At 65.0% G+C, this 15393-nt stretch carries 14 protein-coding genes; 7 read left to right on the forward strand and 7 right to left on the reverse strand.

Annotation, left to right across the window (positions count from 1 at the left end; genetic code table 11):
* Nucleotides 1–7: 7 nt before the first annotated feature.
* Nucleotides 8–265, reverse strand: coding sequence for a hypothetical protein (locus tag N5C28_RS09060; protein ID WP_279821740.1), 258 nt, complete (start codon nt 263–265; stop codon nt 8–10).
* A gap of 197 nt (nt 266–462) precedes the next feature.
* Complete coding sequence (locus N5C28_RS09065; RefSeq protein WP_279821741.1) at nt 463–900, reverse strand: DUF2628 domain-containing protein; 438 nt, start codon at nt 898–900, stop codon at nt 463–465.
* Nucleotides 901–1075: 175 nt separating this feature from the next.
* Between N5C28_RS09065 and creD the strand changes: the two genes are divergently transcribed.
* From creD to N5C28_RS09095, 6 genes are all read left to right on the forward strand, one after another.
* Complete coding sequence (gene creD, locus N5C28_RS09070) at nt 1076–2428, forward strand: cell envelope integrity protein CreD (RefSeq protein ID WP_279821742.1); 1353 nt, start codon at nt 1076–1078, stop codon at nt 2426–2428.
* 47 nt (nt 2429–2475) lie between these two features.
* Nucleotides 2476–2778 (forward strand): hypothetical protein, encoded by a 303-nt coding sequence (locus N5C28_RS09075; RefSeq protein WP_279821743.1) that lies wholly within the window; start codon nt 2476–2478, stop codon nt 2776–2778.
* 144 nt (nt 2779–2922) lie between these two features.
* A complete protein-coding gene (locus tag N5C28_RS09080) occupies nt 2923–3705 on the forward strand; it encodes a hypothetical protein (RefSeq protein WP_279821744.1) in 783 nt (260 codons plus the stop codon).
* 207 nt (nt 3706–3912) lie between these two features.
* The gene (locus tag N5C28_RS09085) at nt 3913–4173 is read left to right on the forward strand and encodes a DUF4212 domain-containing protein (protein ID WP_279821745.1); all 261 of its coding nucleotides are present in this window, start codon (nt 3913–3915) and stop codon (nt 4171–4173) included.
* Between the two features lie 6 nt (nt 4174–4179).
* A complete protein-coding gene (locus tag N5C28_RS09090; RefSeq protein ID WP_279821746.1) occupies nt 4180–5949 on the forward strand; it encodes a cation acetate symporter in 1770 nt (589 codons plus the stop codon).
* Between the two features lie 99 nt (nt 5950–6048).
* A complete protein-coding gene (locus tag N5C28_RS09095) occupies nt 6049–6573 on the forward strand; it encodes a hypothetical protein (RefSeq protein WP_279821747.1) in 525 nt (174 codons plus the stop codon).
* 197 nt (nt 6574–6770) lie between these two features.
* On the opposite strand, the gene N5C28_RS09100 is transcribed toward N5C28_RS09095, so the two are convergent.
* The 3 genes from N5C28_RS09100 to N5C28_RS09110 form a co-directional block, all read right to left on the reverse strand.
* Nucleotides 6771–9194: a TonB-dependent siderophore receptor gene (locus N5C28_RS09100; RefSeq protein ID WP_279821748.1), complete on the reverse strand. Its 2424-nt coding sequence runs from the start codon at nt 9192–9194 to the stop codon at nt 6771–6773.
* A gap of 84 nt (nt 9195–9278) precedes the next feature.
* Entirely contained in the window at nt 9279–10238 is a 960-nt protein-coding gene (locus N5C28_RS09105; protein ID WP_279821749.1) for a FecR family protein, read from the reverse strand.
* On the reverse strand, nt 10235–10753 hold the full coding sequence (locus tag N5C28_RS09110) for an RNA polymerase sigma factor (protein WP_279821750.1): 519 nt from the start codon (nt 10751–10753) through the stop codon (nt 10235–10237). Before N5C28_RS09110 ends, N5C28_RS09105 begins: the two co-directional genes overlap by 4 nt.
* 185 nt (nt 10754–10938) lie before the next feature.
* On the opposite strand from N5C28_RS09110, the gene yegQ reads away from it, so the two are divergent.
* Nucleotides 10939–12246: a tRNA 5-hydroxyuridine modification protein YegQ gene (yegQ, locus tag N5C28_RS09115; protein WP_279821751.1), complete on the forward strand. Its 1308-nt coding sequence runs from the start codon at nt 10939–10941 to the stop codon at nt 12244–12246.
* Nucleotides 12247–12519: 273 nt separating this feature from the next.
* Here yegQ and N5C28_RS09120 read toward each other — a convergent pair whose 3' ends face one another.
* Together N5C28_RS09120 and N5C28_RS09125 are read right to left on the reverse strand one after the other, a co-directional pair.
* A complete protein-coding gene (locus tag N5C28_RS09120) occupies nt 12520–13227 on the reverse strand; it encodes a 3'-5' exonuclease (protein WP_279821752.1) in 708 nt (235 codons plus the stop codon).
* Nucleotides 13224–15155 carry a putative nucleotidyltransferase substrate binding domain-containing protein gene (locus tag N5C28_RS09125; protein WP_279821753.1) on the reverse strand — a complete coding sequence of 644 codons (1932 nt, stop codon included), beginning with the start codon at nt 15153–15155 and terminating at the stop codon, nt 13224–13226. The genes N5C28_RS09120 and N5C28_RS09125 overlap by 4 nt, the downstream gene beginning before the upstream one ends.
* Nucleotides 15156–15393 lie beyond the last annotated feature (238 nt).

Consider the following 15393-nt stretch of genomic DNA (forward strand, 5'->3'; position numbering starts at 1 on the left):
GCGGCGGCTATCGGCGCATCAGCGCCCGCAGCCGTCGGAACAGCCAGCCCAGCGTCCACGTGACGAGGACCAGCAGCAGGGTCAGCAGCGCCAGGTACAGGGACAGCATGCTGACGGTCTGCGGCCAGAACAGCGCCTCCGTGCCGGGCAGGTAGCAGTCGCCAAAGGCGCGTGGACAGCCAATCAGGCGTTTGTACACGCCGATTCCGATCTGCGTCGTCAGAGCGAGCGCGATCACGATCAGTGAGCCAGTGATCGGCCACATCCTGGGTCGGCCGTTGCGGCGCCTGCCTTGTTCCCCGGGTATCGCGGTGCTCAACCCAGGCTACTCATTGGCGGGTGATCAAACATTCCGATCGCCCCCATGCTCTGCGTGGGCGCGCAGCCCCGGACGCTCTGCGTCCGCAACGTTCGTGAGGGCGGCCTCATGGGGCGCGCGTGTGGGGGCTCCATGATGCGCATTCACCACCAGCCGTTGTCATCGAGCAGCATCTTCTTGTAGTAGTCGATATTGGCGCGCGCGGCGAAGACGGCCGCTATGCCGTAGCGCAGGCCGTCGGCGACGGTGCCGTAGCCGAGGTAGTCCAGGCCCATGCCCGCGATGAGCACGGCTGCGGCGCAGACGACGAACAGCGCCAGGCCCTTTTTCCACATGCCCTTGATGGCGTAGTAGATCGGCCCGAAGAAGAACGCCAGGAAGTTGAACCCGAAGGCCTTGCGCCGTTCTGCCGGTGTCAGCTCCTTGAGCCTTGGCATCTTGTAGCCACCGGCCCGGTGCATCGCGCTGAAGCGCTGTTTCCATGTATCGGAAACCGGCAGCGCCGCGATCTGCTCTTCGGTGACCAGCGATTCCGGGTCAACGTTCGATTGCGGGGGCGTGTAGGGGCTGTTCGGGGTCATGGCCGTTCCTCCTTGGTGGCAATGGGCGGCACGCTACCCAGTTCGGTAGAGGCTGTCCATCGGCCCGGGCGGCTTTCCCACAGAGTCTCCACACACTTCCCATATTCGCTCCATAAAACCCCCACGTCGGCTGCCCAGACTGCTCCGCATCGAAACCGTCACGGAGAGTCGCACCATGAGCCGAACCCTGGGCTTCAAACTGGGCATCATCGCCCTGCTGATCCTGTTGTTGATGATTCCCCTGCTGATGATCGGCGGGCTGGTTGGCGAGCGGCAGCAGCAGCGCGCCATCGTCATGCAGGACATCGCCCGCAGCTCCAGCTACCGGCAGCAGATCACCGGGCCGATCCTGGTGCTGCCCTACATCAAGACCACCCATGAATGGAAAACCAACGCCAGCGGCGAACGCTACACGGAAGAGCGCCAGATTCGCGGGCGGTTGTACTTCCTGCCGGAGCGTTTCGTCCTCGATGGCAAGGTGAGCACCGAACTGCGTGCGCGCGGCATCTACGAGGCGCGCCTGTACCGCAGCGACAGCCAGGTCAGCGGTGAGTTTCGCCTGCCGGCCCGGCTCGGCCTGGGCGACGACCTGGGGTTCTACCGCTTCGAGACGCCCTTCGTGTCGGTCGGTATCAGCGACATCCGCGGCATCAGCAATGACCTCAAGTTGAAGCTGAACGGCAAGGTGGTGAATTTCGAACCGGGCACCGGCGACAGCAACTTCGGCGCGGGTGTGCATGCGCCGTTGCCGGTGGTGGATGCCCAGGGCGGGCAAACCCTGGCGTTCGCCTTCGACCTCAAGCTGCAGGGCACCGAGCAGCTCAACGTGGTGCCGGTGGGACGCGACAGCCAGGTCACGCTGGCCTCCGACTGGCCGCACCCGAGCTTCATCGGCGAGTACCTGCCGAGCCGCCGTGAGGTGACGGCCAAGGGTTTCACGGCCGAATGGCAGACCAGTTTCTTCGCCACCAACCTGGAGGAAGCGCTGCGTGACTGTGTGGGCGCCAACCAGTGCCACGGCCTGCTGGGGCGCAACTTCGGGGTGAGTTTCGTCGACCCGGTGGACCAGTATCTGAAGACCGACCGCGCCATCAAATACGCGCTGCTGTTCATCACCCTGACCTTCGCCACGTTCTTCCTGTTCGAGGTGCTCAAGCGCCTGGCGGTGCACCCGGTGCAGTACGCCCTGGTGGGGATGTCGCTGGCGCTGTTCTACCTGTTGCTGCTGTCGCTTGCCGAGCACCTGCCGTTTGCCACGGCCTACGGGCTCTCTGCTGGCGCCTGCGTCGGGCTGATCGGCTTCTACGTCAGTTTCGTGCTGCACAGCGCGGTGCGCGGGGTGGGCTTCGCGGTGCTGCTCACGGCGCTCTACGGAATGCTCTACGCCCTGCTCAACGCCGAGGATTACGCCCTGCTGATGGGCTCGCTGCTGGTGTTCGGCGTGCTGTCCGGAATCATGGTGCTGACCCGCAAGCTGGACTGGTACGGCGTTGGCCGGACCCTGCCCGGCACCCCCACCCAAGCCTGATTCAACCGGCGCGGCGAGTGCCGCGCCCCCTCCTTGGAGAAATACCTATGCGTCTGTTACTGCAGTTCTCCGCGTGCCTGGCCCTGGGCCTGGTGGTGGCGGTGATCATCCTGGTCGGTCTGATGTTCTGTGGCTGGTTCGGCCTGATCGATGGCCTGATGTTGACCGGAAAACCCCTGGCCCACCTCAGCCTGGTGCTGCTGCCCGAAGGGTTCTGGACCGCCCTGACCGGCTTGCCGGACGCGGTGCACCACAGCTCGTTGCGTTCCTTCCTGTCGCTGTGTGCGGCGCTCGGCCAGGTCGGCCTGGTGCTGGCGCTGGGCTTCATGCGCCTGTGGTACCAGCCATGAGCGGCCATGTGGGGTTGCGTGAAGAGAACCGTGCCGGGCACCTGCTGGCCTGGCGCATCGCCAACCTGTTTCGTGACGCCCGCCATGGGCAGCTTGCGAACGGCCACGTAGACTGGCGCCCGGACCCATTGGAGCGATTCACGGATGAACAGAACGACCCTTCTCGCCGCACTCTACGGCCTGCTGCTGGCGCCGCTGGCGCTGGCCGACTGCCGTGAGCAACTGCCCGGCTGGCTGGAGCAGGCACACCCTGGCCATGGGACGGGACAGCTCCTGCAGGACGAACGTGGCGGCTATCGAGTGGATGCCGGGCAGAGCATCTGCAAGGTGTGGCCGGCCCGCCCGCACCTGACGCTGGTGGCCGTGCCACTGATCCGGGATTCGCACACCGACCAGGGCGAAAGCGACCTCGAGGTGCTGGTGCTGAGCAACGACGAGCCTGCCATCGTGGCGCGCCAAGTCCAGCCACACCTGCTCGACTGGGATGCGATCTTCGTCTCGGGGTTCGAGTTCGATACCGCGCCGTATCGTTTGCGCCAGGACGAGCTGGCGTTCGGCATTCGAATCCACCGGCGCAATGGGTCACGCCTCAACCCGTTTTACGAAACCGCACTGAGTCTCTATGAACTCGAGGGCAAGCACCTGCGATCAGTGTTGAACGAGCTGATCGTCGTCACGTCTGGCGGGGAACGGGATGACGAGTGCGCAGGCAGTTTCAGCCACGCTGAAGGCGTGGTGGTCATCACCGAAAAGGTAGGCCGCGAAGGCTACCGCGATCTCTTGCTCAAGCAGAAGCGGGTCAGCCATCGCACGGCCGATGTCGCGGGCGAATGCAAGACGGTCGAGGAAGACACCGAGCGGCAGCAGCACCGAATCGAGTACGACGAACAGCGGTATTTGTTACCGATTGAGTTTTCTCCTGCCTGAGCACGTCTGCTGGAAACGCGGCCTCGTTTCCCGCCTCAATCGTTGGAACGCCCGTCCCGCATGGTGCCAGCCCGCTGAGGAGGGGGGAGCGCGCGGCCTATTGGCGAGCGCCGCGACCAGCGGCTGCTACCAATGTCTAACTGTCGGCTAGGCGTAACCTGCTGCTAGGTTGAATCTGCACGAGAATAACAATAACTGGAGGCATCTATGACTTCTGAAAAAGCGAATGCGGCAGCGTATTGGAAGGCGAATGTTCGCCTTATTACATGGAGCCTGGTGGCCTGGGCTTTCGTTTCGTACGGTTGCGCCATCCTCTTGCGTCCCTTGCTGTCTGGCATCCCGGTTGGTGGAACGGACCTCGGTTTCTGGTTCGCCCAACAGGGCTCGATCATCGCCTTTATCCTGATCATCTTTCACTACGCGTGGCGGCTGAACAAGATGGACAAGGAATTCGGGGTCGAGGAGTAAGCCACCATGAGTCAATACTGGATCAACATGCTCTTCGTGGGCGGCTCCTTCCTGCTCTACATCATCATCGCGGTGTGGGCGCGTGCCGGGTCGACCAAGGAATTCTACGTAGCCGGGGGTGGTGTCCACCCTGTGACCAACGGCATGGCGACGGCCGCTGACTGGATGTCTGCGGCATCTTTCATTTCCATGGCCGGTATCATCGCCTCCGGTGGTTACGCCACCTCCGTGTACCTGATGGGCTGGACCGGCGGCTATGTGCTGCTGGCCATGCTGCTGGCCCCGTACCTGCGCAAGTTCGGCAAGTTCACCGTACCGGACTTCATCGGTGATCGTTTCTACAGCCGTGGCGCTCGCCTGACCGCGGTCGTCTGCCTGATCCTCATCTCCGTGACCTACGTGATCGGCCAGATGTCCGGTGCCGGTGTCGCGTTCTCCCGCTTCCTGGAAGTGAGCAACTCGGCCGGTATCTGGATCGCGGCGGCGATCGTCTTCGTCTACGCCGTGTTCGGCGGCATGAAGGGCATCACCTACACCCAGGTGGCGCAGTACGTGGTGCTGATCATTGCCTACACCATCCCTGCCGTGTTCATTGCCTTCCAGCTGACCGGCAACCCGATCCCGATGTTCGGCATGTTCGGTACTCACGTCGAGTCGGGTGTACCGCTGCTGGAGAAGCTGGATACCGTCGTTCAGGACCTGGGCTTCGCGGCCTATACCGCCGACACCGACAACAAGCTGAACATGTTCCTGTTCACCCTGTCGCTGATGATCGGTACCGCGGGTCTGCCGCACGTGATCATCCGCTTCTTCACCGTGCCGAAGGTGGCCGATGCTCGCTGGTCGGCAGGCTGGACGCTGATTTTCATCGCCGTGCTGTATCTCACCGCGCCGGCCGTTGCCTCCATGGCGCGTCTGAACCTGATCGACACCATCTATCCGGAAGGCCCGCAAGCCCAGGCGTTGCTCTATGAGGAGCGTCCGAGCTGGATCCAGACCTGGGAAGAAACGGGTCTGATCACCTGGGAAGACAAGAACGGCGACGGTCGCGTGCAGATGTACAACGATGCCAGCACCGCCTTCGCGCCGACCGCTCAGGAGCGTGGCTGGAATGGCAACGAGCTGGTGGTCAACAACGACATCATCGTTCTGGCCAACCCGGAAATCGCCAACCTGCCCGGCTGGGTCGTCGGCCTGATCGCGGCAGGCGCCATCGCTGCGGCATTGTCGACGGCGGCGGGCCTGCTGCTGGCTATTTCCTCGGCGGTCAGTCATGACCTGGTCAAGACCATCATCAATCCGAAGATCAGCGAGAAGAACGAGATGTTGGCGGCCCGACTATCCATGACGGGGGCGATCATCCTGGCAACCTGGTTGGGGCTCAATCCACCTGGATTCGCCGCCCAGGTGGTGGCGCTGGCATTCGGACTTGCCGCCTCGAGCCTGTTCCCGGCGCTGATGATGGGGATTTTCTCCAAGCGCGTGAACAGCAAGGGCGCGGTCGCAGGCATGCTGGTCGGTCTGGTGAGCACCAGTGTGTACATCTTCCTGTACCTGGGCTGGTTCTTCATCCCTGGTACGGCGGTGTTCGCCAATACGCCTGACAACTGGATCTTCGGTATTTCGCCGCAGGCCTTCGGCGCCATCGGTGCGGTGCTGAACTTCGCGGTGGCCTATGCCGTTTCCCTGTCGTCCGAGGCTCCGCCTCAGGCTATCCAGGACCTGGTGGAAAGCGTGCGGACTCCGAAAGGTGCTGGCGCCGCGCTGAACCACTAAGTGATAATCCCAGCCGACGTCAGGTAGCTGCTATTTGACTCACGGTTGCATAACGAATCGGGCTTCCTCTGGAAGCCCGATTTTTTTAAGGAACTGCCTATGATCTGGCACCTCGTTGCCGCCATCTGTGCCGCCCTGGCGGGCGCAGGCGTTGCGCTGCTGCTGCGCAAGCTGACCCGCGATCGTCTGCCGAAGTGGATCATTCCGGTCCTGGCCGGCGTGGGTATGCTCGGCTACACCATTCACTACGAATACACCTGGTTCGAAACCAAGCAGGCGCGCCTGCCGGAAGGCTCCCTGATCGTTTCCAGCGAGGAGGGTGAGATGTTGTGGCGCCCCTGGACCATGCGCTATCCGATGCCGCTGGTCTACACGGTGCTCGACCGTGCCCAGGCACAGGTCATCGACGACTCCCGTCGCGGTCGTACCGCCCGTTTCTCGCTGTATCGCTTTGAAAAGCAGCACCTGACATCTACCGTGGAAAGCCACAGCTACCAGCTGCTGTGCGCGGAGCGAGCGATGTTCAGCCTTAACGAGGCGGGGCAGGCGAAGTTCGAGACCATGACCACGCTCGAGGTGGAGTCACCGCTCTATCAGGCCATTTGCGCAGGCACCTCGTCCTAGTTCGCCACCATTGATGAAGCGTTTCCCTGCTGCTCCGGTCTGCCGAGCAGGCTGTGGGACGCGGAGCGAGAGCGCCTGATTCATCCGTTGGCGGGATCTTCGATCAACGAAAACGCTTGGCCACTGCCTTTTTTCAGCCATGAAAAAGCCCCCTCGCCATCAGGCGAGGGGGCTTTTTCTTTTCCCGTGTCCTGGGGTTACCAGGCGTAGTTGAGGCTGGCGGTTACCTGGCGTGGATCACCGGCGTAGCAATAGAAGCCGTCGCAGGTGGACAGGTATTTCTTGTCGGCCAGGTTCTTCACGTTGAGGGCCACGGTGGCACCGCGCAGGCTGGTGTCGACCTGACCGAGGTCATAGCGAACCGCGGCGTCGTACACGGTGTATGCGCCGGCATGGCCGTCCGATGTGTCCCTGACGAACCCGATGCTGCCGACCGCGATGTTGTCGGTCGAGCCGACGAAGCGTGCGCCCACGCCCACGCCGAAGCCGGCCAGCGGGCCCGCGCTCCAATCGTAGTCAGCCCAGAACGAGGCCTGGTGCTCCGGGGTCAGCGGCAGCGTGCGGTTCTTGTCGCGCGGGTCGCCGACCTTGGTCATCTTGCTGTTGGCGTAGGTGTAGGATGCCGTCAGTTTGAATTCTTCGGTCACGTTACCGATCGCTTCCAACTCGAAACCACGGACTTCCACTTCTTCCAGGGGCTCGGTGGCGCCCAGTGTGTTGGTGGTGACGATGTTCTGCCGCTTCAGGTCATAGACCGCGGCGGTAAACAGCATGTCGCTGCCCGGCGGCTGGTACTTGATGCCCAGTTCGTACTGTTTGCCCGTGCTCGGTTCGAAGGCTTCGCCTGTGCCGGCTGCGCCGTCAACGATACCGCCGGCTTCCGCCTGGAAGGATTCGGCGTAGGAAATGTAAGGCGTGAAGCCCGACTCGAAGACGTAGGCGAGGGCCGCGTTGCCGCTGAACTGGCTGTCGCGGCGGCTGTCCCTGGCGCCGCCGGCGTTGTAGAACACCGAGTCGGTGTCCAGGCGGTCCCAGCGACCGCCCAGGGTCAGGCGCCAGGCATCCAGGGCGATCTGGTCCTGCAGGTAGAGACCCGTGTTGCGACGCTTCTGGTTGTAGTCCTGGAAGGCGTTGTAGGTGACACCGCTGAAGTCCTGGCCATAGACCGGAGTGATGATGTTGCTGGTCGGCGCGCTGCCGAACAGCCAGCGGTAATCGGTGTTCACGCGGGTGTAGTCCAGGCCGATCAGCAGCGTGTGGCTCAGCGCGCCGGTGTCGAAGTCTGCCTGGAAGTTGTTGTCCAGGGCGAAGTGGCTGAGGTTTTCGTCGTAGACGTTGGCGCCACGGGTCACCGTGCCATCGTCGGACACCGCACCCGACCAGCCGCCCGCCGTGATGATCTGGTTATCCAGTTCGAGTTTGCTGTAGCGCAGGTTCTGGCGGAACTGCCAGACATCGTTGAGGCGGTGCTCGAAGGCGTAGCCCAGTGCATAGAACGTCTTGTCGTAGAACTCCCAGTCCGGATCGCCCAGGTTCTTGCGCAGGTCGATCTTGCCGGCCGGCGTGCCCAGGCGGGTGCCCTGCAGCGGCAGGAACTGGCTGGTGCCGCCGGTATCGTCGCGGTTGAACTGGCCGAGGAAGGTCAGCTTGGTGTCGTCGGCGATGTTCCAGGTCAGGCTCGGCGCCAGGTTGAAACGCTGGTCGTCCATGTGTTCGACCGGGGTGCCACTGTCGCGCCCCACGCCGCTGAAGCGGTAGAGGAAGCGGCCTTCATCGTCGATCTTGCCGGTGCTGTCGAAGCTGATCTGCTTGTGGTTGTAGTTGCCGACCTGCACCTGAACCTGGTGGCTGCTTTCGGCCTGCGGACGCAGGCTGACGGCATCCACCAGGCCGCCTGGTGGGGTCTGGCCATAGACCGAGGAGGCCGGGCCGCGCAGCACGGCGACGCGCTCCAGGTTCCAGGTTTCCAGCTTGGCCATGGTGTAGCTGCCCTTGGGCAGGGGCAGGCCGTCGAGCATCTGGATCGGCTCGAAGCCGCGGATCTTCATCCAGTCGGCGCGGGCGTCGCTGCCGTAGCTGCTGGCCACGACGCCGGGCATGTAGCGCACTGCGTCGTCGAGGTTCTGCACCTTGCGGTCCTGCATCTGCTCGCGGGTGGCCACGGAGATCGAACGCGGGGTTTCCGCCAGCGGCGTGTCGGTCTTGGTGCCGGCGGCAGTGCGGTTGGCCAGGTAGCCGGTGGTCGGGCCCCAGGCGCTTTCCTGCTGGCCGGTGGCCTGCACGGTGATGTCCGGCAGGGCCAGCGAGCCGGTGGGCACCGGCACCAGGCTGTAGGCGCCGCCCGAGCCGGCCTGCAGCTGCAGGCCGGTGCCGCGCAGGGCCTGGCCGAGGGCGCTGATGGCGTCGAAGTCACCCTGGACCGGGGCGGATTGCTTGCCGGCGGTCAGCGACGGATCGATGCTCAGGGTCACGCCGGCCTGGCTGGCGATCTGGTTGAGCGTGGCGGCCAGCGGCCCGGCGGGCAGCTGGTAGGGATCGGCACTGGCGATGCCCACCTGGCTGGCGAGGGCAACGGTCAGGGCCAGCAGGTGGCGGCGGAACGGCGTTCGGTTACGGGACATTGCGAAGCTCTCCTAAGTGGGAATCTCTCTCAATGTCCTGTTACCGGAGCAGAATGGAAAAGTGACAGGGGCCGGTGAAAATATTTATGGGGTGGCCGGCACCACCCGCGTCCACCAGGGGCCCACGTGCTCGATACGCACCGGCAGGCTGAGGCTCAGGGCCTCCAGCGCCAGGTCGCTGTCGTGCAGCGGGAAGCTGCCGCTGATGCGCAGGTCAGCCAGCGAGTCGTCCAGCCCCAGGTAGCCGCTGCGGTACTCGCCCAGGCTGTCGAGCAGATCGGCCAGGCGCAGGTTGTCCGCCACCAGCATGCCGCGGGCCCAGGCATCGACACCTACTGGGGCCGGCTGGTTGTCGCCCAGGTGCTCGGTGTCCATGCGCACCCGCTGCCCGGCCTGGATCACCCGCTCCTGCGGGGCGTGGGCCGGGCGCGCGGCCACGGCCGATTGCAGCACCACCAGTTCGGTGGCATCGCCGTCGCGGCGCACCAGGAAGCGCGTGCCCAGGGCGCGCAGGCGACCCTGGGCGGTTTCCACCAGGAACGGCCGGCCGTCGCCCGGCGCGGTCTGCACCAGGATCTCGCCACTGCGCAGGAACAGCCGCCGCTCGTGATCGTTGAAGTCGATGTCCAGCGCGCTGCGGCTGTTGAGCCGCACGGCGCTGCGGTCCGGCAACAGCAGCTCGCGCTGCTCGCCGGCGGCGGTGTGCTGGTCGCTCAGGTAGTCGCCGAGGGTGCGGTGCTGGGCCAGCAGACCCAGCAGGATGCCGCCCGCCAACAACAGGCCCAGCGTCGTGCCGCCGAGCCGGCGCAAGGCGCGGCGCCGGACGCCGCCACTCTGCAGCAATGCCCGGCGGGCGAGGGGTGAGGCCGCCGCGCCCAGTTGTTGGTCGATGCCACCCAGTTGTTGCCAGACCCGGGCGTGATCCGGGTGAGCGGCCAGCCAGCGCTGGAATTCATGGCGCTGCTGATCGCTGGCTTCACCGGAGTCCAGGCACAGCTGCCAGCCGATGGCTTCGTTCAGGGCGCGGGCGGAGACCTGGCTCACAGCGGTTCTCCGTACAGGGCGATGTAGCACTGGCGCAGCCCCTGGGCCAGGTACTGGCGCACCCGCGACGGCGACACGCCCAGGCGCTCGGCGATCTCGGCGTGGCCCAGACCATCCAGGCGGTTATAGAGGAAGGCGGCGCGCGCCTTCTTCGAGAGCTGGCCGAGCAGGCGGTCGATCTCGCTCAGCGCTTCCAGCGCCAGGGCCTGTTCCTCCGGGCTGGGGTGCAGGTTCTCCGGGGCCTGGGCCAGTTCATCGAGGTAGGCGCGTTCCAGGGCGCTGCGACGGAACTGGTCGATCAGCAGGCCTTTGGCGATGGTGGTCAGCAGAGCCCGGGGCTCTCGCGGTTCCTGCAGGTCGCTGCGGCCCAGCAGGCGGACGAAGGTGTCCTGGCTGAGGTCCTCGGCGCGCTGGGTGCAGTTCAGGTTCTTGCGCAGCCAGCCGAACAGCCAGGCGCGATGGTCGCGATAGAGCAGACCCACCAACTGTTGGTGGCTGGAACCCTGGGCCGACACGCGCACCTCGCGAGGATGGGAAGTAGGTTGATAATTATTCTCATATGATTGCAGAAGGACATCGCGCCCGCAATCGCCGCGACGTGTTCAAGATGGACGGCCGAACCGGCTTATAGATGCAGGTCAATGAGCGTCACCCGGGGCGTCCCTAGAATCGCCGGCTTTGCCTTGCAAGCAGGTGTTCCATGCTCTCCCGTCCCGAACTGCTGTCGCCCGCCGGCAGCCTGAAAAACATGCGCTATGCCTTCGCCTACGGCGCCGACGCGGTGTACGCCGGCCAGCCGCGTTACAGCCTGCGCGTGCGCAACAACGAATTCGATCACGCCCACCTGGCCCTGGGCATTGTCGAGGCCCATGCCCAGGGCAAGCAGTTCTACGTGGTGGTTAACATCGCGCCGCACAACGCCAAGCTGAAGACTTTCCTCAAGGACCTGGAGCCGGTGGTGGCGATGGCGCCGGATGCGCTGATCATGTCCGACCCCGGCCTGATCATGCTGGTGCGCGAGCACTTTGCGCACATGCCCATCCACCTGTCGGTACAGGCCAACGCGGTGAATTGGGCCAGCGTCGAGTTCTGGCGGCGCCAGGGGCTGACCCGGGTAATCCTGTCGCGGGAGCTGGCCCTGGAAGAAATCGAGGAAATCCGCCAGAGCGTGCCGGACATGGAGCTGGAGGTCTTCGTCCATGGTGCGTTGTGCATGGCCTATTCCGGGCGCTGCCTGCTGTCCGGCTACATCAACCGCCGCGACCCCAACCAGGGCACCTGCACCAATGCCTGTCGCTGGCAGTACCAGGCCACGCCGGCGGGGGAGAACGAGACGGGGGATATCGTGCGCCTGGTCGAGCCGACCCTGGGGCAGGGCGCGCCGACCACCCAGGCGTTCCTGCTGGAAGAGGCTACCCGCCCCGGCGAGCAGATGGCTGCCTATGAGGATGAGCACGGCACCTACATCATGAACTCCAAGGACCTGCGGGCCTTGCAGCACGTGCCGCGCCTGGTGGCCATGGGCGTGCATTCGCTGAAGATCGAGGGACGGACCAAGAGCCACTTCTATTGCGCCCGCACCGCCCAGGCCTATCGTCGCGCCATCGACGACGCGGTGGCCGGGCGACCGTTCGACATGAGCCTGATGCGCAGCCTCGACTCCCTGGCCAACCGCGGCTACACCGAGGGCTTCCTGCGCCGGCACGTGCACGACGAATACCAGAACTACCAGCACGGCAGCTCGCAGTCGGAGCACCAGCAGTTCGTCGGCGAATTCACCGGCCTGCGTCGGGGCGAGCTGGCCGAGGTGCGGGTGAAGAATCGTTTCGCCGTGGGCGATGGCGTGGAGCTGATGACGCCCCAAGGCAACCAGCGCTTCACCCTCGAGCACCTGGAGAACGCCCAGGGCCAGTCGGTCTCGGTGGCACCGGGGGACGGGCACGTGCTGTACCTGCCCGTGCCGGCCGAGCTGGACCTGGATTACGCGCTGCTGATGCGCGACCTGTAGCCCTTCTGATCGGTGCGACACCTGTAGGAGCGGACTTGCCCGCGAGCTCTTTGTTTGAACCGGAAAAACATCGTCGGGCACAGCCCGCCGAGCTCGCGGCTGAAGCCGCTCCTACAGGTGGGGCACGCATCCGGCTGGTGCTGCGGCCTGTAGGAGCGGGCTTGCCCGCGAGCTGTTCGTCAGGCCAGGTGAATGGTTGCGGGGCACAGGCCGCCGGGCTCGCGGACAAGTCCGCTCCTACAGGGATGCTGTCATTCGGAAGCAGCCTGCTCGTTAGAACGACAGGCTGCGTTGCCGCCTGCGCCAGCCGGTCAGTCGCTGCTCCAGAATATGCAGGCTGTCCATCTGTTGCTTACGGGCGCGGCTGAACAGGATCAGTGCAAGCTCGGCGGTCACCAGGGCGTCGGCGCTGGCGTGGTGGCGCTGGTGCACCTGCAGGCCGAAGTACTGGGTCCAGGCATCCAGGCCGCCCTGGTTGAGGTTGGCCTGGGGACAGAGCATGGGCGCCAGTTCGGCGACATCGAAGAAGCTGTGCCGCAGGCGCAGGCCCAGGGTCTGCTTCAGGGCGCGGCGGAGCATGTGCTGGTCGAAGCCGGCGTGGAAGGCCAGGACCGGGCTGTCGCCGAGAAACTCCATGAAATCCAGCAGGGCCTGTGCCGGTGCCTTGCCCGCCGCCACGGCGCTGGGGGCGATGCCGTGGATCAGCACGCTGGCGCTGACCTTGTGGTCCTGGCGCTGCAGGGTGCATTCGAACTGTTGCCCAAGGTCGATGGCTCCCTGGTCGATGACCACCGCGCCGATGGACAGCACCTCGTCGCGGCGCATGTCCAGGCCGCTGGTTTCCAGGTCGAGGACCACCAGGCGCTGCTGCTTCAGCGGACCGTCGTTGAGCGGTGCCGGGGCCGGCAAGGCCTCGCAGCGCTGGCGCTGGGCGTCGGTGAGAACCGGCGGGCGGCCGGTGAGCCAGGTCAGTGCATTCATAGTTGGTAACGCAGCGCCAGGCTGCTCTGCAGGCGCTGGGCCTGACGGAAGGATTCGCGCAGGATGCGCCGGTCGAGGTGGTTGAGGCTTTCCGGCGCCAGGCGGTTGGAGTAAGGCTGACCCTGGCGGGCCTGCATCTGGTGTTGCTGCATACGGGTCTGCTGGATGAAGTGGTAGGCCTCTTCGTAGGCGGCACCGTCGAGCGGATCGATCACTTCCCGAGCCACCAGCTCGCGCAAGCGCTCCAGGGTGTTACAGGCGCTGATGCCATGGGCCAGTGCCAGCAGTCGCGCGCCATCGACGAAGGGCGTCAGGCCCTGCACCTTGAGGTCCAGGGTGTCTTTCTCGGCGCCCTTGCGGGCCACCACGAAATCACGGAAACGCCCCACCGGCGGGCGCTGGCGCAGGGCGTTCTCGGCCATCATGCGCTGGAAGATGCGGTTGTCGGCGATATGCCCCAGCAGTTCCTCGCGCAACTGCTCGCAGCCCTTGGGATCGCCCCAGACGGCACGCAGGTCGAAGTAGATGCTGGAGCTGAGCAGGTTTTCCGGGCTCGCTTCGCGCACGAAGCTGGTGAAGCGCCGGGTCCACTCCTGGCGCGACAGGCACAGCGCCGGGTTGGACGCCATGATCTCGCCCTTGCACAACGTGAAGCCGCACTGCGCCAGGCGCTGGTTGATGGTCTCGGCCAGGGGCAGCAGCTTGCCACGGATGGCGGCGGCTTCCACCGCGTCCTCGGCCTCGAACAGGATGCCGTTGTCCTGGTCGGTGTGCAGCGTCTGCTCGCGGCGCCCTTCGCTGCCGAAACACAGCCAGGTGAAGGGCACGCCCGGGTCGCCCAGGTCCTCGAGAGTCAGCTCGATGACCCGGCACACAGTGTGGTCGTTGAGCAGGGTGACGATGTGGGTGATCTGCGTCGAGCTGGCGCCATGGGCCAGCATGCGGTCGACCAGTTGGCGTACGTCGTCGCGCAGGGCCACCAGGGTTTCCAGGCGGCCGGCGTGGCGGATGGTGCGCGCCAGGTGCACCAGGTCGACCCGTTGCAGGGAGAACAGGTCGCGCTCGGACACCACGCCGCACAGGCGACCATGCTCGACCAGGCAGACGTGGGCGATGTGCCGTTCTGTCATGGCGATGGCGGCGTCGAAGGCGCTGGCGTCGGGCGGCAGGTAGAACGGCGACTGGGTCATCAGGTGGCTGATCGGCTGGTCCAGCGAACTGCCGTCGGCCACCACCCGGCGCAGGTCGCGCAGGGTGAAGATGCCCAACGGCGCCTGGGCCGGGTCGACCACCACGATGCTGCCCACGTGCTGTTCGTGCATCTGCTTCACCGCCTCGCGCAGCGGCGTGTCCGGGGCGCAGCCGATGGGTTGGCGCATCGCCAGTTCGCCCAGCGAGGTGTCCAGCGAGTACTGCGCGCCGAGGGTTTCCACTGCGCGCAGCTGCACCTGCTGGTTGACCTGGTCGAGCAGGCTGCTGACCCCTCGCAGGGCGAAGTCGCGCAAGGGGTTAGAAATGGCGAACAGCTTGATGAAGGCTGGCTTGTTCAGCAGCAGGCAGAAGGTGTCTTCGGCGGCCAGGTGTTCGGTGCGAGTGGCGCGCTCGCCGATCAGTGCCGCCAGTGGGAAGCATTCGCCGGTGGTGATCTCGAAGGTGGTTTCGGTGCCGCGCCGTGCCGAGTGAGGGCGTTCGCCGTGCACGCGGCCCTGCTTGACGATATAGAAGTGCTCCACCGGACCGTCGGCCGGTTTGATGATGGTTTCGCCTTCTTCGTAGAACCGCAGCTGGCAGTGTTCGACCAGGTAGGCGAGGTGGCCCACGTCCATCTGGTTGAACGGCGGGAATTTCTGCAGGAATTCCATGGTGCCGTGGATGTTCTGCAGTACCGCCGTCTTGCCCGCCTGGGCGAAGGCGTCCGCTCTGTTCATGCACACACTCGTGGGGAGGTTATCTGACGACAATGGTCGACCGCATCGCTGCGCTTGCCCATTGGACGTAAGTCTGACAGTGCGCCTGACGGGAAGGTTTCAGGGTTTTATTCGGTGTTGGAAAGGTCACGCTGTACCCTGTAGGAGCGGCCTGGGCCGCGAGCTCGACGGCCGTTGTCACAACGCGTTCCGGCGATATGAACCGAAAGGCTCGCGAGCAAGCCCGCTCCTATAGAAA

Source organism: Pseudomonas sp. GD03944 (assembly GCF_029839275.1).
Taxonomy (GTDB): Bacteria; Pseudomonadota; Gammaproteobacteria; order Pseudomonadales; family Pseudomonadaceae; genus Aquipseudomonas.